The sequence below is a fragment of the Paenibacillus xanthanilyticus genome (assembly GCF_042682185.1).
Classification (GTDB): Bacteria; Bacillota; Bacilli; order Paenibacillales; family Paenibacillaceae; genus Paenibacillus_Z; species Paenibacillus_Z xanthanilyticus.
In genome coordinates, this window is the sequence record NZ_JBHUHA010000002.1 from 80720 (window position 1) to 104066 (window position 23347).

General features: G+C 59.1%; 21 protein-coding genes. 5 read left to right on the forward strand and 16 right to left on the reverse strand.

The features are described from left to right. Positions 1-16 precede the first annotated feature (16 nt). From miaA to ACFSKT_RS17480, 15 genes are all read right to left on the reverse strand, one after another. A complete protein-coding gene (gene miaA / locus ACFSKT_RS17410) occupies positions 17-997 on the reverse strand; it encodes a tRNA (adenosine(37)-N6)-dimethylallyltransferase MiaA (protein ID WP_377720613.1) in 981 nt (326 codons plus the stop codon). 2 nt (positions 998-999) lie between these two features. Beyond that, positions 1000-1770, reverse strand: a complete 771-nt coding sequence (locus ACFSKT_RS17415; protein ID WP_377719714.1) for a class I SAM-dependent methyltransferase — start codon at positions 1768-1770, stop codon at positions 1000-1002. Next, positions 1767-4043: a DNA mismatch repair endonuclease MutL gene (gene mutL / locus ACFSKT_RS17420; RefSeq protein WP_377719713.1), complete on the reverse strand. Its 2277-nt coding sequence runs from the start codon at positions 4041-4043 to the stop codon at positions 1767-1769. Before mutL ends, ACFSKT_RS17415 begins: the two co-directional genes overlap by 4 nt. Before the next feature lie 34 nt (positions 4044-4077). Then, positions 4078-6888 carry a DNA mismatch repair protein MutS gene (gene mutS / locus ACFSKT_RS17425; RefSeq protein ID WP_377719712.1) on the reverse strand — a complete coding sequence of 937 codons (2811 nt, stop codon included), beginning with the start codon at positions 6886-6888 and terminating at the stop codon, positions 4078-4080. 56 nt (positions 6889-6944) lie between these two features. Next, complete coding sequence (locus tag ACFSKT_RS17430; RefSeq protein ID WP_377719711.1) at positions 6945-8513, reverse strand: putative amidoligase domain-containing protein; 1569 nt, start codon at positions 8511-8513, stop codon at positions 6945-6947. Positions 8514-8630: 117 nt separating this feature from the next. Continuing rightward, positions 8631-9185 (reverse strand): outer spore coat protein CotE, encoded by a 555-nt coding sequence (locus tag ACFSKT_RS17435; RefSeq protein ID WP_377719710.1) that lies wholly within the window; start codon positions 9183-9185, stop codon positions 8631-8633. 390 nt (positions 9186-9575) lie between these two features. Then, the gene (locus ACFSKT_RS17440) at positions 9576-10559 is read right to left on the reverse strand and encodes an aromatic acid exporter family protein (RefSeq protein WP_377719709.1); all 984 of its coding nucleotides are present in this window, start codon (positions 10557-10559) and stop codon (positions 9576-9578) included. A gap of 48 nt (positions 10560-10607) precedes the next feature. Continuing rightward, the gene (locus ACFSKT_RS17445) at positions 10608-11480 is read right to left on the reverse strand and encodes an ABC transporter permease (RefSeq protein WP_377719708.1); all 873 of its coding nucleotides are present in this window, start codon (positions 11478-11480) and stop codon (positions 10608-10610) included. Next, positions 11477-12265 (reverse strand): ABC transporter ATP-binding protein, encoded by a 789-nt coding sequence (locus tag ACFSKT_RS17450; RefSeq protein WP_377719707.1) that lies wholly within the window; start codon positions 12263-12265, stop codon positions 11477-11479. Before ACFSKT_RS17450 ends, ACFSKT_RS17445 begins: the two co-directional genes overlap by 4 nt. Positions 12266-12302: 37 nt before the next feature. Next, entirely contained in the window at positions 12303-13307 is a 1005-nt protein-coding gene (locus ACFSKT_RS17455; protein WP_377719706.1) for an ABC transporter substrate-binding protein, read from the reverse strand. A 165-nt stretch (positions 13308-13472) separates the two neighbouring features. Further along, complete coding sequence (locus tag ACFSKT_RS17460; protein WP_377719705.1) at positions 13473-14705, reverse strand: beta-ketoacyl-[acyl-carrier-protein] synthase family protein; 1233 nt, start codon at positions 14703-14705, stop codon at positions 13473-13475. Beyond that, positions 14698-15171 (reverse strand): type II toxin-antitoxin system RatA family toxin, encoded by a 474-nt coding sequence (locus ACFSKT_RS17465; protein ID WP_377719704.1) that lies wholly within the window; start codon positions 15169-15171, stop codon positions 14698-14700. Before ACFSKT_RS17465 ends, ACFSKT_RS17460 begins: the two co-directional genes overlap by 8 nt. A 16-nt stretch (positions 15172-15187) precedes the next feature. After that, positions 15188-16342: an NAD(P)/FAD-dependent oxidoreductase gene (locus ACFSKT_RS17470; protein ID WP_377719703.1), complete on the reverse strand. Its 1155-nt coding sequence runs from the start codon at positions 16340-16342 to the stop codon at positions 15188-15190. Beyond that, positions 16335-17021 (reverse strand): methyltransferase domain-containing protein, encoded by a 687-nt coding sequence (locus tag ACFSKT_RS17475; protein ID WP_377719702.1) that lies wholly within the window; start codon positions 17019-17021, stop codon positions 16335-16337. The genes ACFSKT_RS17470 and ACFSKT_RS17475 overlap by 8 nt, the downstream gene beginning before the upstream one ends. Before the next feature lie 189 nt (positions 17022-17210). Then, positions 17211-18725 carry a carboxypeptidase M32 gene (locus ACFSKT_RS17480; RefSeq protein ID WP_377719701.1) on the reverse strand — a complete coding sequence of 505 codons (1515 nt, stop codon included), beginning with the start codon at positions 18723-18725 and terminating at the stop codon, positions 17211-17213. A gap of 130 nt (positions 18726-18855) precedes the next feature. On the opposite strand from ACFSKT_RS17480, the gene ACFSKT_RS17485 reads away from it, so the two are divergent. Next, positions 18856-19176 (forward strand): iron-sulfur cluster biosynthesis family protein, encoded by a 321-nt coding sequence (locus ACFSKT_RS17485; protein ID WP_377719700.1) that lies wholly within the window; start codon positions 18856-18858, stop codon positions 19174-19176. 59 nt (positions 19177-19235) lie between these two features. Further along, positions 19236-19802 carry a beta-class carbonic anhydrase gene (locus ACFSKT_RS17490; RefSeq protein WP_377719699.1) on the forward strand — a complete coding sequence of 189 codons (567 nt, stop codon included), beginning with the start codon at positions 19236-19238 and terminating at the stop codon, positions 19800-19802. An 87-nt stretch (positions 19803-19889) separates the two neighbouring features. Here ACFSKT_RS17490 and ACFSKT_RS17495 read toward each other — a convergent pair whose 3' ends face one another. Continuing rightward, complete coding sequence (locus ACFSKT_RS17495; RefSeq protein WP_377719698.1) at positions 19890-20426, reverse strand: DUF309 domain-containing protein; 537 nt, start codon at positions 20424-20426, stop codon at positions 19890-19892. Positions 20427-20561: 135 nt separating this feature from the next. Here ACFSKT_RS17495 and ACFSKT_RS17500 point away from each other — a divergent pair, with 135 nt between their 5' ends. The 3 genes from ACFSKT_RS17500 to ACFSKT_RS17510 all read left to right on the forward strand — a co-directional run bounded on the left by ACFSKT_RS17500 (position 20562) and on the right by ACFSKT_RS17510 (position 23345). Further along, complete coding sequence (locus ACFSKT_RS17500) at positions 20562-20990, forward strand: hypothetical protein (protein ID WP_377719697.1); 429 nt, start codon at positions 20562-20564, stop codon at positions 20988-20990. 3 nt (positions 20991-20993) lie between these two features. Next, complete coding sequence (locus ACFSKT_RS17505; protein WP_377719696.1) at positions 20994-21275, forward strand: YxcD family protein; 282 nt, start codon at positions 20994-20996, stop codon at positions 21273-21275. A gap of 153 nt (positions 21276-21428) precedes the next feature. Beyond that, positions 21429-23345, forward strand: coding sequence for a glycosyl hydrolase family 18 protein (locus ACFSKT_RS17510; RefSeq protein ID WP_377719695.1), 1917 nt, complete (start codon positions 21429-21431; stop codon positions 23343-23345). Positions 23346-23347 lie beyond the last annotated feature (2 nt).

A 23347-nucleotide genomic window follows, 5' to 3' on the forward strand; every position in this document is an offset into this window, starting at 1 on the left:
AACGTTACCCCCATTGTCAAAAAGATTGGTCAGAGAAAGATTCAAGCTTCATCCTAAACTTTCCTGCTATTATAGCATGAATCGCCTTCAAATTCTCCTGAATATTTTCGCTCGCTTCCACCCACGCGATATCCTGCATATGGCGGAACCACGATAGCTGCCGTTTGGCAAACCGCCGGGTATCGCGCTTCAGCAGCTCGACGGCCGCTTCCAGCGTCATCTCCCCGTTCAGGTAGGCGACGATCTCCTTGTAGCCCAAACCATGCATGGCGACGGAATCTTGCGGCACGCCGCGTGCAAGCAGTCCGCGCACTTCCTCCACGAGCCCCGCCGCGATCATCGCGTCCACCCGATGGTTGATCCGCTCGTACAATAACGCGCGGTCCGTCGTCAAGCCGACGATACACAGTTCGTAAGGCGACTCGCGCTTCTGTCCCTCCAGTTTGTCGGACAGCTTGCGCCCGGTAACATGGAACACTTCCATCGCGCGGATGACGCGTCTCACGTCGTTCGGATGAAGCCGCCGCGCCGTCTCCGGATCGACCTGCGCAAGCCTATCGTGCAGCGCTTCCGCGCCATATGTATCGGCATACAACTGCTGCTCCTGCCGAAACGCCTCGTCGGAGCCGCTCTCCGGAAAATCATAGCCGTACGCGACCGACTCGACGTATAAACCCGTCCCTCCGACGATGAACGGAAGCTTGCCTCTTAATCCGATCTCCCGGATCAACTCTCCGCATCGCGTCTGGAATTCGGCGACCGAGAACGGATGGTCCGGCTCGCAAATGTCGATCAAATGATGGGCGACGCCTTCCATTTCTTCCGGCTTGATCTTGGCCGTCCCGATATCCATACCCTTGTACACTTGCATCGAATCACCGGATATAATCTCGGCATTCCAATGCTTGGCGAGCTCGATGCTCGTCTTTGTTTTGCCTACGGCCGTCGGTCCGATCAGCACGAGCAGCTTTGGTTTGCGGTCTTGCGTTCCTTCCATGCTCATGTCGGCTTGATCACTCCATAGGCGATTTTGTTCACGTGCGCGCAGTCGAAGCCGAGCCGCTCGAATTCGCCGCTGCCCGCATGCTCCTTCATGACGACGGATTTGCGGGCGACCCTGACCGCCTGCCGGATGGTTTCCTCATCCAAGGCATCGCGATTGGCCAGCGACCGCAGCGGCGCCAGTGCGGAGGATTCGTGAACCGGTTGACGGAACATCGGATCGAAATAAACGATGTCCACGCTCTTGTCAGGCAGCTGCTCCAAAAAGGCACGATGGTTGCCCGCGCGCATCTCGATTCTGCGCATCGCCGCGTTCACGTCCTCGTGGGCCGTGACATACGTCTTCAGTCCTTCGCGCACGACCGCGCACAGTACCGGCTCGCTCTCGATGGCGATCACCCTGCCTGACGGTCCCGACGCGTACGCGAACACGAGCGCGTCCGAACCGAGCCCGGCCGTGCAATCCACGATCGTATCCCCGTGCTCGCAGCCGCTGATGTCGACCAGCGGGTCCCGCTCGCCTTTGCGCAGCCTTTTTACTCTAACATAAGCCATGCTCGGATGGAAATAAAGCGGCTGCTCCGCGTTATCATAATAGCGCAGCCCTTGCGGATCCACGACGAGCAGGCTCTCGTCTCCGTGTTTTTTTCGAAGCCCGGTCAGCGTCTCCTGCCGTCTAAGCACGAAACGACCGCCGAGCTCTTCGCTCAGATGCTGCGCAGCCTTCACTAATTCGGGCGATGGCTTCTGAGGTGTCGTAACGATCATGACATCACCCGCTTGAACATTTTTTCCAATTGATAAGTCGTCATATGCACCACAATCGGCCTGCCGTGCGGGCAGGTGTAGGGCTGCTTGCAGGACGCCAGGCGGCGCAGCAGGCCTTCTCCCTCTTCGCGCGTCAGCCGGTCGTTCGCTTTGATCGACGCCTTGCAGGAGCACATAATGGCGGATTTCTCCCGCAGCTTCCCGATGTCGACGGCGCCTTTCTCGGACAGCAGCCAGTCGGTCATCTCTTCAATAACCTGCTGCTCTTCGCCGCGCGGCAGCCACTCGGGGTGACTCCGGACAAGGAACGTGTTGGAGCCAAAGGGCTCAAGCTCCACGCCTGCTTCCAGGAGAAGCGGCATCCGGCTTGCCAGCGCGGCCGCCTCCGTCGAAGTGAACTCCAGCGTCATCGGCACGATCAGCTGCTGGCTGGCCTGCTGCGGACGCGCGAATTTCTCTAAGTAGTACTCGTAGTTAATTCGCTCGTGCGCCGCGTGCTGATCGATCAGGAACAAACCCTCTTCATTCTGCGCAATGATATACGTGCCGTGCAGCTGACCGATCCAATAGAGCTCCGGGAAATCTGCGTTTGGTTCGCCAAGCGGCTCTTCTGCCTGCCCCACAGTCGATGCTTCGCCTGAAGTCGACATCGCTGCCGCGTCCAGGTCATCGTGATTGTCAACATCAGCAATTGGCTGTTGGAACCGCGAATCCGCCAAACCATGTTCGACCGATGCTTCCCGGGAAGCATCGGCGTCTCCTGGGGGAGAAATAGGCGGCGCAAAGTCGTCATCCCAATCCTCCAGTCCCTCTAAGGAACGCGGCCTCGTATCTAGACTAGATGGATTCTCAGGCGGCGATGGATGCGTTGTCTTGCTGTCGGAGCCGGCTGGGGCAGGCGCGAAAGCCCCGCTCGCCGCCGTCTCCCGTACGGCGAATGACGTATCGGAAGGCGGCGCATACAACCGCTCGGCAGCGCCCTTAGGCACAGCCGGCTTTGCCGATTGGTAGGCAGCTCCCATGCCGTTCGCGCGATCGGAATCCATGCGAGGCGTGCCATTGGAGAAACGTTGTTCCGAACGCTCTGCGCCTCCGAACAGGTTCGTAACGCGCGCGCCGGACGCGGCGTTGGTCGTCGGGCGGTTATCGCCCGCGTTGAAACGTTCCATCCAACCTTCCGGCTTGCGGATGTCCGCTCCGGCCGGCTCCGGCTGATGGAACGAGATCCGCTCCTGCACGAACTGCGGCTTGGCGCGCTCGGCCGGGGCTGGCCCGGGAATATGACGCTGCTTGCCGAGCGCCTTCGCGACGCATTCTTCGACGAACTGCCGAAGCTCCGGCTCTTTGCTGAACCGAACCTCCATTTTGGACGGATGGACGTTGACGTCGAGCAGACTCGGATGCATCCCGAGCTCCAGGACGATCATCGGGAAGCGGTTGATCGGCAGCAGCGTATGATACGCCTGGATGATCGCTTGATTGATGATGTAGCTCTTGATATACCGCCCGTTCACGACGATCGTAATGCCGTTCCGGTTCGCCCGCGTCTGCTCGGGTTTTGAAATATAGCCGCTCAGCGTGTAGTCCGGATGATCGCCGGAGACGATCAGCATCGCCTTCGCGGCGGTAGTCCCGTATACGGCGGCGAACGCCTGAAGCCGATCGCCGGTGCCGAGCGTACGGAGCAGCACATTGCCGTTATGCTTCAGCGTGAACGCGATGCCCGGGTGGGCTAAGGCGAGCCGGTTGACGTAATCCGCGATATGGCCGATTTCCGTCTGAATCGATTTCATGTATTTCAACCTGGCCGGCGTGTTGTAGAACAAATCCCGGACCGCGATATCCGTCCCTTGCGGGGTGTTCGCGTCCTCTACTTTGCGCACGGATCCGCCTTCGATGACAAGCCGCTTGCCCAGACCCGACGCATCGACGGCGGAGACGCACTCCACCTTGGCGACGGCCGCGATACTCGGCAGCGCTTCGCCCCGGAATCCGAGGCTGGCGATCCGGAACAAATCCTTGCTGGTGGACAGCTTGCTCGTGGCGTGGCGGAAGAATGCTTTCTCGATATCGTCCGCCTCGATGCCGCTGCCGTTGTCCGTGACCCGTACGAGCGTCAGACCGCCCTCTTCGATGACGATATCGATCGTCGTGCTCCCGGCATCGACCGCATTCTCGACAAGTTCCTTGACGACCGAAGAAGGACGCTCGACGACCTCGCCCGCCGCGATCTGGTTGGCCAGCTGTTCATCCAATACGTTGATTTTCCCCATTCTAGCAGCTCCTCCTCCCGGCATTCGCCGAACGTTACTTGTCGCTTTGCAGTTTCAGCTTCATCTCGTTCAGCCACTGCATGGCCTGCATCGGCGTCATGTTGAACAGATCCAGCTTGCGCAGCTGTTCGGCCAGCTGTTCCGCCTTCGGACTCGCCTTGCGCGTTCTCGCCGGCTCGGGAGCCGGCTCGTCGAAGATCGACAGCTGGACGAGCGCCGCCGTCGCAGCGGATGCCTCGCCCGTGACCGCATCAAAATCCGCATCCGCAATCGACGCCGCTGCGCCAGGCTGTTCATAGGTGGCCGCAAACTCGGCAACGGCGCCCATGGATGGCGATGGTCTCAGATCCACTGAACGAGTGGAATCGGCCATTAAGCTAGTTGGAACTTCTGCTGCTGCCGCCGCTTCAAGCGCATGCGCTGGAGAGACTTCCCTCGCCGCATGACGGTCGTGTGCAGGCTGCTCCAGCGATTCGAGCAGCATGTAGGCGCGCGAGATGATGCTCTCCGGCAAGCCGGCCAGCTGCGCGCAATAGATGCCGTAACTGCTGTCCGCAGCGCCGGGCACGAGCTTCCGCAGGAACGTGACGCCGCCCGCGTTCTCCTGAACGGCCATGCAGGCATTCGCAAGACGAGGCAGCGAATCTTCCAAATGCGCCAGCTCGTGAAAATGGGTCGAGACGAGCGCTTTGCATTTCACCTCGGTATGCACGAATTCGATCACCGCCTGCGCGATGGCCATCCCTTCGGCCGTTGAGGTGCCGCGTCCGAGCTCGTCGATGATGACAAGACTCCGCGCGGTCGCTTTCTCGGTCATCGTCTGGATATCCTTCATCTCGACCATGAACGTGCTCTGCCCGCCGATGAGGTCGTCCGCCGCGCCGATCCGCGTGAAGATCCGGTCGATCAGCGGCACGACCGCTTTCTTCGCCGGCACGAAGCATCCGATCTGCGCCATGATGCAGATGAGCGCGACTTGACGCATATAGGTGCTCTTGCCTGCCATATTCGGTCCCGTGATGAGCAGCATCGCGAAGGCTTCATCCGTCAGCGCGGTGCCGTTCGCGATGAACGGCACGCCTTCCATGACCGCTTCGACGACCGGGTGACGGCCATCTTCCACGATCAGGTCATACGATTCCGTCACCTCCGGACGCACGAAGCGCTGCTCGCTGCTTACCGTCGCCATCGACTGGTAGACGTCGATCTCGGCGACCATCTCCGCCAGCCTTTGAAGCCGATGCATATGGCTGGCCAGATGGTCCCGCAGCTCGACGAACCGGGCATATTCGAGATCCACCATCTTCTCTTCGGCTTCGAGTATGAGACGTTCCTTCTCCTTCAGCTCCGGCGTGACGTAGCGCTCCGCGTTGGCAAGCGTCTGCTTGCGCTCGTAGCGGCCTTCCGGCAGCATGGACAAGTTCGCCTTGGATACTTCCAAGAAGTATCCAAACACTTTGTTGTAGCCAATCTTCAACGACTTGATGCCGGTCGCCTCGCGTTCGCGCCGCTCCAGGTCGGCCAGCCACTTCTTGCCGCTTACGCTGGCGTCGCGCAGCTGGTCGAGGTAATCGTCGTATCCGGCGCGGATGAGTCCGCCCTCCCGGACCGAGATCGGCGGCTCGTCCACGATGACGGTCCCGATCATATCGGCCAGGTCCCCGCAATCGTCCACATCCGCGACTAATCCTCGCAGCGTCGCCGAGCCGGAGCTTTCGCAGATGGCGCGCAGCGCCGGGACATGCTGGAGGGATGTCTTCAGCGCGTTCAGATCGCGACCGTTGGCGCTGCCGAACGCGACGCGCCCGACCAGTCGCTCCAAATCGTAAATCTCCGACAGCTCGCGCCGCAGGTCATCCCGCAGGATAAGGTCGCGATGCAGCTTGTCCACCGCCTCTAGACGCGCGTCGATGCCGGACTTGGACAAGAGCGGCTTGTCGATCCAGCGCCGGAGGAGCCGCGCGCCCATGGACGTGCGCGTCTTGTCGAGCAGCCACAGCAGCGTCCCTTTCTTGCTGCGGTCGCGTACCGTCTCGGTCAGCTCGAGATTGCGGCGCGTGAACGGATCCAAAATCATGAACTGGTTCGGCTCGTATACGCGAATGCGGCGAACATGTCCGAGCGAGCGCTTCTGCGTCTCCGTCAAATAGCCGGTCAGCAGGCTAATCGCCCGGTATCTCGGCTCGGTTAACGACTCCAGCTGCTCGCGTTCGAACTGTGATTCCAGCGCCTGCCGTTCCATCGTCTGGCGAGGCGTGAAGAGCACCGGACGGTTCCAACCGGCCGCGACCGGCTGCAGCGCGGTCAATACCTCTTCGTCGCCGATAATTTCCGCCGGATGGTACACATTCAGTTCATCGGTCAGGACGTCCAGCATGAGCGGGACGCTCGTTACATACAGCTCGCCTGTCGTCAAATCGCAGGCCGCCAGGCCGTAGCCGCCTCCTGCGATCGAGACGCCGACGATAAAATTGTTCGCCTTGTCCGCCAGCGATTTGGTCTCCATAACCGTGCCCGGGGTGACGGTGCGTATAATCTCGCGGCGCACGACCCCTTTGGCAGCCGACGGATCCTCGACCTGTTCGCAAATCGCGACCTTGTAGCCTTTCTCGATCAGCCGCGCGATGTACCCATCCGCGGAATGATAAGGAATGCCGCACATCGGAATGCGTTCGTCACCGCCGCCTTCGCGGCCGGTTAGGGTAATCTCCAGTTCGCGCGCCGCAAGGATCGCGTCATCGAAAAACATTTCGTAAAAATCGCCCAAACGGAAAAATAAAAACGCGTCTTTCGCGCCTTCTTTAATGGATAAGTACTGCTGAATCATCGGGGTATAAGCCGCCATGCGCGCCCCTCCTGCATCGATTTCGTTCCCTCGTGTCGGTAAACACCAGAACTCCATTATAGCAGATCGGCCCTATGGTTCACACCCCGCCCACGGCTGACCGAAGGGCTAGCAATATCCGCCAATATGCCGGAATCGGCACGCTCGCCTGAAGGTATAGACCATGCGCCGCGTATATCTAGGGCTTCATCCCAGATCTCGCCCCGGCGCAGCGCTTCTATGAACGGCTCGATGCCATTCGCGAGATTCGCATACGAGGGTACGACCCGCATACTCGTAATCAACGGCTCCAGACACTCTCGCAGCGTAATCCGGTCTCCCCGGTAATAGGCGTCCGCATAACGAGCTTCCGACGCCGGGCAATAATGTAGTTTATTCGTCTCCAACGCGCATAACAAAGCAAGGGACAGCGCGGCTTCGCACACGATTGGGGAGACGAGCCAGCTGGGCAGCGTGCGGTACTCGAATCCGCCGTGCGGCTGCTGCCGGCAATCGCCCAAAAGGCCGAATTTCGGCCTTCTGGCTCGGCCCGACTCCGCTTCGGCCATCGCGAGCGGAATGGCCACGTAACTGTCGAGCAGCCGAAGCAGCCGGTTCGTGAGCGGCACGCCGCTCAAATGGATATGTCCGCCGAGCGCAAATCCGGCCACCGGCATCGCGCCCGCGACCCAACGCAAGCTGGCGTCCTCTATCCGCGTCTGCGCCATCAGTAATAGCCTTCTGATGCGGGAGACGACTTCCGCCGGCGAGACGTCCGGCGCCGGTCTCAGCTCCGCGACGGGCCGCGCGATTTTCCCGCCGATGACCACCGCGTCCGTCCCCGCGCCGTGTCCGCCGCCCAAATAACGGTCAGCGGGAACGATCTTTCCTTTGCCGCTCACGAGCAGAAACTCGGGATCTGCGCCAATCAGCACCGGGACGCGTCGTCGTTGTCCTGCCGAATCCGCCATTCGTCGCGCGAGCTGATCCGCGGCGTCCAGCCAATTCGCCTCGCCGCGGCTCGAGCCTTCTTCCGGCGCTTCCTGCGGAAGAAGCACCGCCTCTACGCAGCACTTCTTGCTCCCCTCCAGCGACAGCTCCACGACGCCGGCATCCAAGCCCAAGGCGTAAATCGTCCGAATCGCCGTCGCCGCCGCCTTACGATAAGCCGCCTGCTGCGGATGAAGCGGCTCCGAATCCATCCGCGCGTTGGTCCGTACACGATATCCGCCGCCGAACGCCGATGCTTGATTCCTCTCGCCTGCGCGCCCATGCGTCGTAGCATAATCGCGCACCCAACTGGCATTCAGCACTTGATCTTGGAACACGCGCACGCGAATATGACGCGCGGCGCGCCAGCCGCTCGCTGCTGCGTTGCGAACGACGCCGCCGCTCAAGTCAACGCCAATGAGTCGCAGCCGCTCGCGGATATCCTCCCGGCTCATGGCCGCAAACCGTTTCGCACTGCCGTTCAACACGAGCGGAGCGCTTGCACGCGCAAACACAGCCGGCGGAGCCGCATCGCCGATTATGAGGACGACATCGCCCGCTTGGGGGATATCCTCATGACGTTCCTCGTTCGTTCGCCAGCTGTTCCCATCCCAGATCCATCCGACCCCTGACACGGCCACTCCCCCCATCGGCATGAATGAATCGCCTCGCTAGACGGGCATCCTGATTTTATGAAAAAAAAAGAGGGCTCTCGCCCTCGAAAATCAATTCGCTACCGCATACGATAGCGTATACGAACCGCAAGCCCCAGCTTACAGTTCGTCGTCCAGCAGATCCGGATCCAAATCCTCGAAATCGCCGTCATCGCCGAAGTCGATATCCTTGCCATCGTCGTATGCGCTTGGGAATACCGCGACGACGACTTTCGTTTCGGCGATCAGCTCGACAGCGAACTCGCGCTCGACGCGGATGATGACGCTCGTGCCGCTGCTCGAAATGTTCGCTTCGATGCAGTTCGGCTCTTGCGTGGCTTCAGCCGCTACTTCCTCCGTGGATGCCCGGTGCTTCGGGTCCAGGTACGAGAGCGGCACGTTCTCCACGTAGGAGAGCGTCTCTTTCGCGACGTCGGTTTGCGAGTTTTTGTTGTAAGAATACCAGATGTTAACATCGTAAGTACCGATTACTTCGATCCCGTCCCCGGAACGCACCGCTTCGTACTGGTGGTTGATGATCCAGGCGCCCAAAATGCTCGTGGGATGATGAGGCGGCGTAACGGTGTGAGTTACTGTAGAAAACTTACGACCTTTGCCGCAGACAGCTTTCGTTAATATCTCTCTACGTTGAAGCTGTTTATCTGCAATAGACATTGAGTTAACCTCCTCCATACAATCATTCAATTAAAGTGTATGCAGGACATAGGCGTTTGTTGATAAAACTACGGCTCGCTGCGGCGTTTTTTTAGTTTGCCGATCGCGGACCGCGCGCCATCCCCACGAAATCCGACCTCCGCCTTTGTCAGACCACCTTTAATTCGGGAAATTTTCGGCCGACTACCGGTTGCCTATTATAGTAGAAATCTTCTCGCTCACCTTCCCTACAAATATACGATGGAACCTTTTCCTGTAGTACTCGGCGCCGTCAATTTTTACTCCTGATATGCGAAAGGCTGCCCCGGACAGTGCCGGACGCAGCCTTTCGTTCTGATTTGCCGCAGGCTGCGCCGGCTTCGCCGACTCTGCCTGCCTATTTAACGCGATTTACGCGATGCCTTCCGCCTTCTGTCCCGTCTTCTGCTTCTTCCACTTCTTGGCAAAATGCAAATAACGGTGCAGCTCGTGCGTCAATTCCAAAATCGCCGAACGAATTTCGAATTCATCCCGGCTGGCCGGAAGCGCCATCTGCTTGAAGCGGGCGCCGAGCTCGTTCAGATGCCGTTCCACGATGCCTTCGTAGACGTCCGACTTCACTTCGTCCGCCAGCAGATCGAACAACTCCGCGGCCAATTCGCCCTGGGGCAGCTTCTCGTAGACGAGTGACACGCGCACCAGCATGTTCGAGATCGATTCCAGCTGCAAGCGCCGCATTTCGAAATACGTGCGCCAGTACCGGAGCTCGTCCGCGTCTTGGCCGGGTACCCGGTTCTCCAGCGCCAGCTCCGCCCGTCTGATCCCTTCCTCGACCGAGTCCCCCGCTTCGATCAGCTCGGCGCCGTCCCAGACGTGAGCGGGATCGCGCAGCGTGCGGGCCATCTGACTGAAAATACCGCTGAACAGCGCTTCCGTCCGATGACGCAGCGCGGCGAGGTGACGATCCTCGCGCGGCATGTACAGCAGGTTCACCACGGTCGCCCAACCCAAGCCAACGAGCAGAAGCAGCACTTCGTTGACGATAAGCGCGGCGGTCACTTCCGCCTTGGCGTAGACATGGAAGACGATGACCGCACTCGTCGTAATGCCGTCCTTCAGCGCAAGACGCGACATGACGGGGAAAGCAACGAGAATGAAGAGCGAGATCACCCAAATATGAAAGCCGAACGAAGCGAACAGCACCGAGGCGAAAAAAAGTCCCAGCGCCGAAGCGACAAAGCGGACGAAAGCGCTCTGCAGCCCTCTCTTCCGCGTCACCTCGACGCCGAGGATCGCAAGCAACCCCGCCGACAACGCCGGGTCGAGTCCGAGCGTACTTGCGGTATATATCGCCGCCAGCGCGGCCAGCGCCGTCTTAATTACCCGTATTCCCATAAATCCTCCACTGCACGCGCGCCCGCGTAAGCAGGCTTTTCTACCATCCTACCGCTCGCGTCCGCCTCGCGTCAACCAATGCTCGAGCGCCGCGACCAGTCGATACATGATTGTCGCGACAATCGCGATGACGAGCAGGCTGGATAGGACGATCGTGAAGTTGAACACCTGAAATCCGTAAATGATGAGATAACCAAGGCCCGATTTGCTCGTCAAAAATTCGCCGACGATGACCCCGACCCACGCGAGACCGACGTTCACCTTTAGCTGCGAGACGATCACCGCGAACGAATCCGGCAGCACGACGTAGCGGAACACCTGCCATTTGGAGCCGCCGAACAATCGGACGACCTTAATATACCCGGGCGCGACCTCGCGGAAGCGGTTATAGATAACGATGGTCGTAATGATAACGGTGACCGACAGCGTCGTCATGACGATCGCCAGCATGCCGGGTCCGAACCCGACGATGAAGAGCGGACCGAGCGCCACCTTCGGCATGCTGTTCAAGACGACGAGATACGGATCGGCGACCCGCGAGACGAACGAGAACCACCATAACAAGGCGGCGATCGCTGTGCCAAGCAGCGTCCCGAGCATGAAACCGACGATCGTCTCCAGCACCGTAATCCCGGTGTGAGGCAGCAGCGATCCGTCCAAGAGCGAGCGCCACAGCTGATCGAACAGCTTGCTCGGATAGCTGAACAACAGCACGTCGATCCACTTGCTGCGTCCTGCGAGTTCCCATCCCCCGAAGAACAGCACGAGCAGCAGCGCTTGCGTCATGCGCACGGCCAAAGTCGTCCTGCGCGCCCGTGCCAAGTGCTCGCGGTGCAGACCGGCGATCCATTGTTGATCTTGCTCGCGTCCGGACGCGTCCGCAGCGTGCAGGTTAGCCTTTGAATCCGATGGCAGACTCATGATCCTTCACCCCCCGCTTGCTCGCCTTGCTCCAGCGCCTCCCACAACGCGTCGAACACGCGCTGAAATTCCGGCAGTTTGCGCGCCTCTGTCGGCGGCAGCGATCGAACCGCGTCGGGGATGACGAAGATCGCGCGAATCCGGCCGGGGTTCGGGTCGAGCACGACGATGCGATCGCTCATCGCGGCCGCCTCGGCTAAGTCATGCGTGACGAGGACCGCCGTTTTCCCTCTCGCCGCCAGCGTCGCGTGCACCAGATCCTCCAGCTGCAGCTTGATATGCATATCCAGCGCCGAGAAGGGCTCGTCGAGCAGCAGCACATCCGGCTCCGTCGCGAGCGTGCGGGCCAGCGCCACCCGCTGCCGCATGCCCCCGGACAGCTCGTAAGGCATTTTCGCCTCCGTTCCTGCCAGACCGAGCTCGGCGAGCAGCTCCCGGACCGCGCCGAGCGAAGCGGCGTTACGACGTCCGCTCAGCGTCAATCCGATCGCGGCGTTGTCCAGAATGGTGCGCCACGGGAACAGAAAATCTTGCTGGAGCATATAGCCGACTTTGGACGAAGGGCGCACGACCGGCTCGCCTCCGGCAAGGACCGCGCCCTTCGTCGGGAAGAGCAATCCGGCGAGGAGACTGAGGACGGTCGTTTTGCCGCAGCCGCTCGGTCCGACGAGACTGACAAATTCACCCCGTCCGATCGAGAGGCTTATATTTTCCACGGCCATGCTCGCCCCCTGATCGCCGACATAAACATGCGTGACATTTTGCAGCTCCAGCAGCGTATCCATCGGTCGTCACTCCTTTCCGAATGTACCTAACCCGAAGTTATTGCATGGCGTTCTCGGCGAACGAGTTATCCACCAAGTCTTCGTGCGCCGGCTTCGCTTGGAGTTCGCCGGCCGAGGTCATGACATCGAGTAGATTGTTCCATTCCGCTTCGTCGACGATCGGATCGGTCGCGTAGGAGCCTTGGCTCTTGTAACGGTCGATGACCGAGATGGCGATATCGCGATCGGTGTCTTTGAAGAACGGCAGCACGACGTCGGCGATCTCTTCCGGGCTATGCGAGTCGACCCACTGCTGAGCTTTATACACGGCGTTCGCGAACTTCTGAACCGTGTCCTTGTTTTTCTTGATGAAGCTGCTTTTCGTCATGAAGACGGTATAAGGAAGCTTCCCGCTCTCTACGCCAAAGGACGCAACGACATGGCCCTTGCCTTCTTTCTCGAAAATCGACGCTTGCGGCTCGAACAATTGCACGAACTTGCCCGTGCCGGATGCGAAAGCCGCGGGAATATTCGCGAAGTCCACGTTCTGGATCAGCGTCAGGTCCTTCTGCGGATCGATGCCCTTCTTCTTCAGCGTGAACTCGCCCGCCATCTGCGGCATGCCGCCTTTCCGTTGGCCGAGGAAATCTTGCCCCTTCAAGCTGTTCCAATCGAAGCTGCCGGAGACGGCTTCGCGAGCGACGAGGAACGTGCCGTCCGTCTGCGTCAATTGCGCAAAGTTGATGACCGGATCATCCGAGCCTTGCTGGTGCACGTAGATGGACGTCTCCGAGCCGACGAGCGCCACGTCGATGTTGCCGGCCAGCAGCGCGGTCATCGTTTTGTCGCCGCCCGCGGTCGTCGTCAATTCCACGTCCAAGCCTTCTTCTTTGAAAAAATCCTTCGCGATCGCGACATACTCCGGTGCGTAGAATAACGAACGCGTCACTTCGCCGATCGTTACTTTGACCGTGGATTCGCTGCTTCCGCCGCCGCAGCCGGCGAGCAGGCCCGTCATAAGGGCAAGCGCCAACAGCAGCGCGCCCATTCTCTTCTTGCTCATATTCATAACCTCTGCTTTCCGCTAGAAAGATGTAGTGTAGCCTATGCGGGACGGAGGCCGGCGGTTACAGCGATTCCTTGCCAAAACAGGTCTAAAGAACGAATTCCAATAAAAAAGGAACGTTTCCCAAAATGGAAACGTTCCTCAAGTTGCTCAACAGGTGAATTACGCCCGGCGAAAAGCTAAAGAAGCGTTGATGCCGCCGAACCCGTAGGAATTGGACACCGCCGCCGCGGCGCGCGCATCGCGGCCGGCTCTGGCGATCAAGTCTATCGGCGAGAGCGGATCCGGCTCCTCGAGATTCGACGTCGGAGGCAGCCATCCCGCCTGCAGCGAAAGGCACGTAATCGCCGCCTCGATCGCCCCGGAGGCACCGAGCGGGTGTCCGTACAGTCCTTTCGTCCCGCTGACGGCGACCGGACGGTCGCCGAAGACGGTTCGAATCACCTTCGACTCCGTGACATCGTTCAGCGGAGTAGACGAACCGTGGGCGTTGATATAGCCGACTTCGTCCTCGCCCATGTCCGCGTCGCGAAGCGCCTGGCGGAGCGCCCGGGCCGCCTGGGAGCCGCACGGCAGCGGCGCGCTCATATGGTGAGCGTCATTGCTGATGCCAAAGCCGGAGAGTTCTGCGATAATCGTGGCTCCGCGCGCCCGCGCATGGGATTCCTCTTCAATGAGCAGGACGGCAGAGCCTTCGCCCATGACGAATCCGTCTCGGTTCTTATCGAACGGACGGCTTGCCAGCTCAGGCGCTTCGTTGCGCGTCGACATCGCCCGCAGCATATCGAAAGCCCCGAACGACAGCGGAGCAAGCGGCGCCTCCGAACCGCCGGCCAGTATGAAATCCGCTTCGCCTCGCCGGATGGCCGCGAGCGCCCGGCCGATGGCCACCGCGCCCGACGCGCAGGACATCGCGTTCGTCTCGTTCAAGCCATTGAAGCCGAATGCCATCGCCATGTTGCACGAAGCCGCCCCGCCGAACACCGAGAAGCCGAGCGTCGGCGAAACGGAACGATAGCCCCCGGTCAGGAATTGACCGCATTGCTCCTCCGCGTAGGCGATGCCGCCAAGAGCGCTGCCCATGAGGATGCCGGCCCGTTCGGGATTCGCTTCCTCGGGCTTGATACCGGCGTGCGCCAGCGCCATGCTGCCCGCGGCGACGGCCAGCTGCGAATACCGGTCCATCCGATGCGCGCGTTTTTTATCCATATATACCAAGGGATCGAACCGCTCGACTTGCGCGGCGATCCGGCTTCTTAAGCCGCCCGATTCGAACCGGTCGATCCGCTTCACCGCGCTCTGCCCGCGCTTCACGCCCTCCCAAAGTTCGTCCGCTCCGATCCCGATCGGCGTCACGCAGCCGATCCCTGTCACAACCGCTCTCCGATTAGCCATTGACCGCCGCCTCCAATCGCGATTCAGCCGCCAGCTTCAATCCGGCGAGCGTCTGGTCGGCAATATGATGAACGAAGACGTGTCCGATGAACCCGCCCGCCATCCGACGGCCGATCGGCGGCTGTTTCCATTCGTGAACGATCGTTACGCGCGTGTCGTCCGGTCCGGTTTGCGTCAAACGCCACTCGACCTCCATCCCTTTCGTAACGCCGCGAATATGCCGGTATCGAATGCAAGCCGCTTCCCGGTCGACCTCCACGGTGCTGATCCACCAGACCGGCCAGTTCATTCGCTCGAACTCGCGGTAGGCGGCCATCTCCACGACGCCGCTTGTCTCCAGATCGCCTTCCAGCACCCGCACTCTGCGATAATGCGCGAGCCGCTCCGGCCATAGGTCGACTCGTCTTGCTATCTCGAACACGGTCTCGATCGGACCGTTAATTTCCAACTCGTTCAGCGTCCGCATGGACTAGCCGCTCCTTTCATTCTCCAACCTCGTGTTCGATCCCGATATCCCCGATGGAAGCCGCGATGCGCTCGCGCAGCCGGCGGTTCCACTTTAGCCCGCTAAGCGCCCCGCGGAATAGTAGCGGATGGCGGGTTCCATATTCGATCACCCGCTGCAACCTGCCGCTGGCGGCGAATTCGTCGCGCAGCCGCAAGCTGTACTGCTGCAGCGGCCAGTCAAGCCCGGACCGCAGGGCGGCGAGCGCATAGGGTGCCGCCAGCTCGGCCGAGCGAAGCGCTTTGTAGATTCCTTGTCCGGTCAATGGATCATAGTAGCCGGCCGCGTCGCCGATGAGCATGACGCCCGGCGCGGCAGCCGCGTTCGGGCGGTCGAACGGTCCGCAGGCCAATACCTCGTCAATCGGCTTAATATGAGGATGCCGTTTCGACAGATAAGGCAGTCGGCCTGCCGTTTCCTCGATGAACGCTTCGGTTCTGCCGGCGGCTTGCTTCGCGTGCTCGCTCATGACCCCGACCGTCATATTCGCAAGCCCGCCGCCGACCGGCGCCAGACCGATGACGATCCCTTTCTTCAAATGCAGCTCGATCCGATCGCCCAATTCCTCGGACGCTTCCACATGAAACGTGAACGAGGCTTTCCTTAACCATCCCGAGCGGGTTAATCCTGCCGCCCGGGCAACGCGCGAACGCAACCCGTCGGCGCCGATGACCAGCGGCGCGCGAAGCTCGCCCGACCGGCCGGACGCAAGCCGATAGGTTACGCCGGCGGCTCTTCCCGCTTCGTGAAGAAGCCCCTCCACACGCGCGTCCTCCAGGAGCATCGCGCCCGCGCGAACGGCCTCCGACACGAGCCATTGGTCCAGCTGTTCGCGAGGACACGAAATTCCGAGGGCGGTCTCAGGAAAATCCGCCTGCAGCAGCGAACGTCCGTAGTGAAGCCGCCACCCCCGAATGCGAACGATATCGCCCGGAAAGCAGGTCGCAGGCAGCAGCCCCAGGCGCTCGAGGGCCTGCACGGCGCCGGGGTTGACCGTCTCCCCGCACGGTTTGCGCCTCGGATGGCGCTGCGCTTCGAGCATCACGACGCGCAGCCCCTGCCCGGCGAGCATGATCGCCGCCGCGCTCCCGGCCGGCCCGGCCCCGACGATCGCGACATCGGCGCTATCCATGGCCGATTAGCGCCAAGCGGAAGGGAAAATGCCTTTTGACGGTCCCGTTGACGTTCGCGCGCGCGATTAATTCGGCGGCTTCCCCAGCCGTGAACGACCTCCTGACCGATAGCGGGCCGTCATGCCGGGTGACCGGGCTGCGCCAGACGAACTTGGCCAGCAGCTTGGCGGCCGCGTATGCGGCGGGATGACGCTCCAAATCCGTGACTACCCAGCCGTATCGGCACACCCTCGACAGCTCTTGAAGCACGCGTACGGCTTCCGCCTCTTCGAAGTGATGGAGCGCCAGATTGCAAAAGCCGACATCGAAAGCGCCATCCGGATAGGGGAGCTCGCGCCCGTCGCCATGCTCGATGCGGATCGCTTCCGCGTGCGCGGTCCGCTCGGCGGCCAGTCTCAAGATGCGGGGATGAATATCGACGCCGGTGATGGCGACCGGAATGGCATGCCGACGCGACCAAGACTCGAGCGCCAGCGATACGTCGGCCAGTCCGGTTGCCACGTCCAGCACCCGAATAGCCCGATCGCGGGGCGCGTTCCGCATGAGCTTCCGCATATGCCGGAACAACGCCGGATTGCCGCCCAGATAGCGGTTTACGTGCCATACTTCCTTCAAACTTCTCGCCAGTTCCTCGTCGCCGACGGCCGTAACGTCGTCTAGCAGCTCCTTGTCTGTCAACCGTTTCAGTGGGCTCCCCTCCCTCCTTTAGTTCTCCTTCGTAGTGTTCGATGTTTTTGCAAGATTTATCCAGATGGATTGGAAATACTTTGTTTACACACAAAAAAGACGGCTTCGGAACCAACGTTCCAAAACCGTCTTGTCATTACGAAACCCTTATGCGCGGAAGACGCAAGTCAAATCAATAGGCTACAGCTTGTAGATATCTTTGTATTTGCGTTCCAAATAGCGGACGAGATAATCAGGGTCAAGCGGCTTGCCGGTTATCGCCGTAATCAACTCCGACGGGGTACGCAGCTTGCCGTATTGGTATACTTTATCGGTCAACCAGTCTTTGATCGGATGCAGCTCGCCTTTCTCGACGAGCTCCCACACGTTCGGTACTTCCTTCTCGAGCGTCTCCGTTATTTGGGCCGCGTACATGTTGCCGAGGGAGTAGGACGGGAAGTAGCCGAAGGCGCCGCCGGACCAGTGCACGTCTTGAAGCACGCCTTCGCCGTCGTTCTCCGGCGTAATGCCGAGATACTCCTTGTACTTCGCGTTCCATAGCGCGGGCAGCTCGGCGGCCGTTACGCCTTCGTTGAAGATCTGTTTCTCGATTTCATACCGGATGATAATGTGCAGGTTATATGTTAATTCGTCGGCTTCAATCCGAATCAGGGAGGGCTGCACGACGTTCGTCGCCCGGTAGAATTCCTCGACCGGTACGTCGAGCTGGCCCGGGAACAGCTTCTGCAGATCCCCGAAGTAACGGTTCCAGAACGGACGGCTGCGGCCGATGACATTCTCCCAGAAGCGGGACTGCGATTCATGAATGCCCATCGAGGTACCCGTGCTAAGCGTCGTGCCGTCCAGCTCCTTGCTGATGTTCTGCTCGTACAGCGCATGGCCGCATTCATGGATCGTGCCGAACAGCGCGCTCGTCACGTCGTCGTTCAAATAACGAGTCGTAATCCGCACGTCTCCCGTGCTCAGCCCCGTCGCGAACGGATGTACGCTCTCATCGAGGCGGCCGGCTTGGAAATCGAAGCCGATCTGCTCGAGAACGAACGTACTGAACTTCTTCTGGGCTTCCTTGTCGTACGTTTGCTTCAAGATGCTCGTATCCGGCTGATGCGGAGATGCCGCGATGGCGCTGGCGAGCGGCACGAGCTTCTCGCGCAAGCCGCCAAATACCCGGTCGAGCTCTTCGGTCGTAATACCCGGCTCATACATATCGAGGAGCGTATCATAGCGGGTCGCTCTTGGTCCCCATAAATCGATGAATTTGTTTGTATATGTAATAATTTTGTCTAAATAAGGTTGGAAGGACGCGTAATCGCCGCTAGCCTTGGCCTCTTCCCAGAACGATTCCGCTTCGGTGGTCAGGATGACGTATTCTTCATGCAGCTTCGGCGGAATTTTGACGCTGCGGTCGTAGTCCTTGCGCGTCTCGACCACGAGCTTGCGGTTGATTTCGCTCAACGAGTCCAGCGTTTCGGGCCGCTCCAGCTCGGTCAGCCACTCGCCGAGATCGGCTCCGGTTTGAAGGGCGAACACCTGCGAAGACAGCACGCCAATGGCCTTGGAACGGGATTCCACGCCTTTGCGCGGCGCTCCGGTCCGCATATCCCAGTACAGAACGCCAAGCGCTTCCTCGTAGCTTTTGATCTGTTTGATGCGTTCAAGGAACTTCTCTAATGTTTCTTGCACGATTGCGCTCATGAGCATGCCGCCTTTCAATATGTAATGAATTCTAACGCGTCTACTACTTGATACTACAATTTGCAAATCGTATAATCAACTTTAATTGGTTCGGCTCTTGCTAAATACAGAGATGGAGAGGAGCATACCTATGCATTTTACATTTACGCCTACAGCGATTGAGCGCCTCTCGCCGGAAGTCGAAGGCACGGGCAAACAGCTCCGGCTGCTTTACGATACGGAAGGCTGCGGCTGCGTCATGAACGGCGTGCCGACGCTGCAGCTGATCGACGCGCCGTTCTTCGGCGACGCGCAAGGCACCGGCAACCCGTATCCGGTATGGTACGAGCCTAACTACGAGGTTTTCTTCGAACCGCAGCTGAAGATTGATTACAGCGCGTCTAGCAGCGCCTTCATCCTGAAGAGCGACAACCAGACGTACACGACCAATCTCCGGCTGCTAAAATCGTAGTCGCGGCGAATCCGATCAAACGAATCAAGCGAATCAAACGAATACGCGGGAGGGGCAAGATGAGCAGACTGGAACAGATTTTGGCGCATAACGGCGCCTTCGTGGACAACCAAAACTATGAGGAATTCCGTACGACCAAATTTCCGGACAAAAAGCTGGCCGTCGTCACCTGTATGGACGCGCGATTGACCGAACTGCTGCCCAAGGCGCTTAACTTGCGCAACGGCGACGCGAAGATCATCAAGAACGCGGGCGCGATCGTCACGCAGCCTTTCGGCAACATTATGCGGAGTATTCTCGTGGCCGTATACGAGCTTGGCGCGGAAGAAGTGCTGATCATCGGCCATTACGAGTGCGGCATGACGGGCTTGAACCCGGATTCGGTCCTCGGCAAGGTGAAGGATGTCGGCATTCAGGATGACGTCATCAATACGCTGGTTCATTCCGGCATCAATCTGAATCGCTGGCTGACGGGCTTCGACAACGTCAAGGAGAGCGTCGAGAACAGCGTCAGCATCGTCCGCAACCACCCGCTGCTGCCGCCGAACACGCCGGTCCACGGACTCATCATCCATCCCGAGACGGGCAAATTGGATTTGATCGTCAACGGTTACGACAAGCACTAATACGAACCGATCTCATGAAAAAGAGCTTTCTCCCCTGCCGTTACGGCAAGCGGAGAAAGCTCTTTTATTCGATATGCCTTCAATGGCTTAACGGCCTTTCGCTTTACGCGCGGCTTCCCGCGCCGCTAGGACATCGCTGCGATCGCGCAGGCGATGACGCTCGGTCAACGCTTCGTCCACCTTGCTCGGCGCTCCCCAAGTCAAGCCTTCCTCGCGCGTCATACGCAGGCATTCGCCGGACAGCCAAGGATCGACGATCGGCAATTGAATGTCAAGGAAGGCATCGCCGGACTCGGCGGCTTCGAGTTTGTCGTTCAGCAGCGCGATCGACCGCTCGCCGTCAAGTCCAAGCTCCTCCATCGTATCCGCCTTTAGCCGAAGCTTCGCCTGCGCGAACATCTTGACCGCGCCGGTGCGATTGCCTCTACGGTGATGGTAACAGCCTACCGCCAGTTGAATAAGTCCGACCCAGGTATCGGCGAGCGGATCGTCCGGATGCTGCTTCCAATGCTCCTCAAGCAGCTCATGGCACTCGAAATAATCGCGCGTGGCGTGGAATTCCACCAGATAGCGGACATATGCCTCCGGAAACCTCGTCTCCTTTTCGCTTTCGATGTTCTCCATCCTCCCTGCCGCCTCGTATATGATGAAAGAAGAAACTTGTTTCCGAATGAAAGTTGAAACCTTTGATTATATTAGACGTAATTGTATGGAAAGGCAACACAATCAAAAAGGGTCTTATCAGGAGGAGAACGACAGATGAAGAAAAGTATGCTGCTTATTATGGCTTTCACGCTCATCTTCGCCGTATTTGCGGGATCGGCAAGCGCGAAGCCGAGAGGCGGGTCATTCAAATCGCCGAAGCAAAGCTATACGCAGACGCCAAAGAAAACCGATAATGTGCAACAAACCACGTCCGGCACGAAAAATACCGCTGCGACGGGCGCCACGACCAAACGCGGATTCAATAGCGGCGGCAGCTTCATGAAAGGGATGATGATCGGCGGTCTCGCCGGCCTGCTGTTCGGCAGCATGTTTATGAATATGGGCTTCATGGGCGATTTCTTGGGCCTTCTCGTCAACTTGTTCGCCATCTATCTGCTGTTCGTCGCGATTCGCGGCATCGTTCGTTACTTCCGCAACCGCCGCAAGCCCCATCATCCGAATGATCAATACCGGGGCTACTAAATCATGCGGATTTCGATGGACGAAATTATCAACGCGGTCTGCCTGAACACCGCCGACCGCAAAGGCGTCTCCCCGAGCGACGTCGAGGTACAGCTAGCTTGGGATGAGAATTTAGGTTTCACCGCAGAAGTATGGGTGCAAGGCAGAAGTCAGTATCTGGTGGAAGCCAACCTGTTGGAAGCGATCGAACAATATATGTTCAGTACGTACAACAGACGCGTCTTCCGCTCCCAAATTACGCTCGACGTCGAGGATGAGATTTGGGCGGACATCGCCGAACATTGATTCGTTTACACAAGCCGGGACCTCATTGGTTCCGGCTTTTTTATGCTTCGCACTTCTACCAAATATCGGAATCTGTCGAATTCACGCAACATCCGCCTCGTTTGTACGTCTAATAGAAAGCTAGACATCCTACAACGAGGTGAGATAAGTCCAATGACAAAGAAATGGAGCCTCCTGCTGGCCGGCATGATCGCCGCTCAGGGCGTATTGACTGCGGGCGCATCCGCCGCAACCGTCACTACGGATTTAACGACCAAATACCGGGTCTATCAAAACGACAAAGCACTCAAAGAGTTCAAGACCGATACCCAAGCGATCGCTTACGCGAAAAGCTTCGCTTATAGCCATATTGAAAAAATTACGGATCGTGTCTGGGTGTGGGACAACTTCCCGCGCTACAAAGTATACGAGAACGGCGTCTCGACCCCGGCACGCGAATTCAAGACGTTGGATCAGGCGAAGGCGTTCGCCAAGAAGCTGAAATTCGCCCAAATCCGAGATTTGCAGCAGCCGGGCTGGATATCCTATACGTATCCGAAATATCAGCTTTATCAAGGCGACAACACATCAGCGGCTTGGAGCTTCGCCACCCTTGCGCAGGCGAAGCTAGCGGCTAAATATTATGCCAATGCCCACGTCATGGATTTGTCGGCCAACCAATGGGTATGGGACAACTTGACCGCCGCGCAGAAAACCGCTAAGCGCGCATCGACACCAATCTATATCGTTACGGTTGCCGGCGAAGCGGTAAACGATGCATCGTACGGGTTCTTGGCCGATGCAATCCGTGCCTCGGCCGGCATTCCAGGCAGCGCGGTCCTGAATACGTCGACCGGCAAAGTCGTCCATCAGAATGCAGCGCCGTACGTCGTGAATCAGAATGGACGCGCCGTGCGATCCTTTTTCAATCTGGAGGGCGCAATCGCGTATGCGAAAGCATTGAGCGGCACGACGATCACGAAGGACGGACTGGAATGGTGGACGAACATCCCCTACTTCAAGGTCGTCAAAGACGACGAAGTGCTGAAGCAATTTTTCACCCGTCAATCTGCTGTCGCTCATGCCTCTCAGGTAAAGAACGCGGTCGTCATGTCGGCCGAAGGCCGCGCGCTCTGGAATAACGTGAGCAAGCTGAAGGTGCTGGGCTGGAACGGAACGTCGAGCACGAAGACCGTGCTGGCACAGGTCTCGCAGACGCAGGGCTTGGATACGACCTCCCCGACTTGGTTCGTGCTGACGAACGCGGACGGCACAATGATGGACAACTCGGATCCGGCCGTAATCGCGTCCCTTCAAGGGTCGGGCATTAAGGTCGAGCCGCTCGTGCATAATCAATTCGATAAAAATCTGACGCGCGCGTTCCTGCAAAATCCGGCGGCGCAAACGAAATTCATTGCCTCGCTCGTAGCGCGTCTAGATGCGCTTGGACTGCAGGGCATGAACTTGGATTTCGAAGGCATGTACGGGGGGGACCGCGCGCTCTATACCGAATTCGTCCGCAATCTCGCCAAGTCGCTTCATGCGAAAGGAATGACCCTCTCTATCGACCTGCCGCGCGGCGACGTCAAATGGAATGCGCTGACCGCTTACGATATCGCGGCCATCGGACAAATCGTCGATACGGTCATGATCATGGCCTACGACGAGCACTGGAGCGGCAGCGACGAGCCCGGTTCCGTCGGCGGGATGGACTGGATCGAGGAAGGCATCGAGCAATATTTGGCCTACGGGGTACCGCGCGACAAGCTGATGCTCGGCATTCCGTTCTATGTTCGCGAATGGCGGATCGATGCTTCGGGCAACCTAGTGGACAACAAGGCGATCTATATGAAGGAAGTGCCGCGCATCATCCAAGAGAATGGCGCAACCGGCACGTATGACGCCGAGTCCGGTCAAATCAAATATACGTATGCCAAGGATGGCTATACGCACGTATTCTGGGCGGAGACGACAGCGACCGTTAAGGCTCGCGTTGAGCTGGCGCGCAAATACGATCTAGCCGGGGTTGCCGCATGGCGTCTCGGTTACGAAAGCGCCGACCTCTGGTCGATGCTGCTGCAGTACAAATAAGA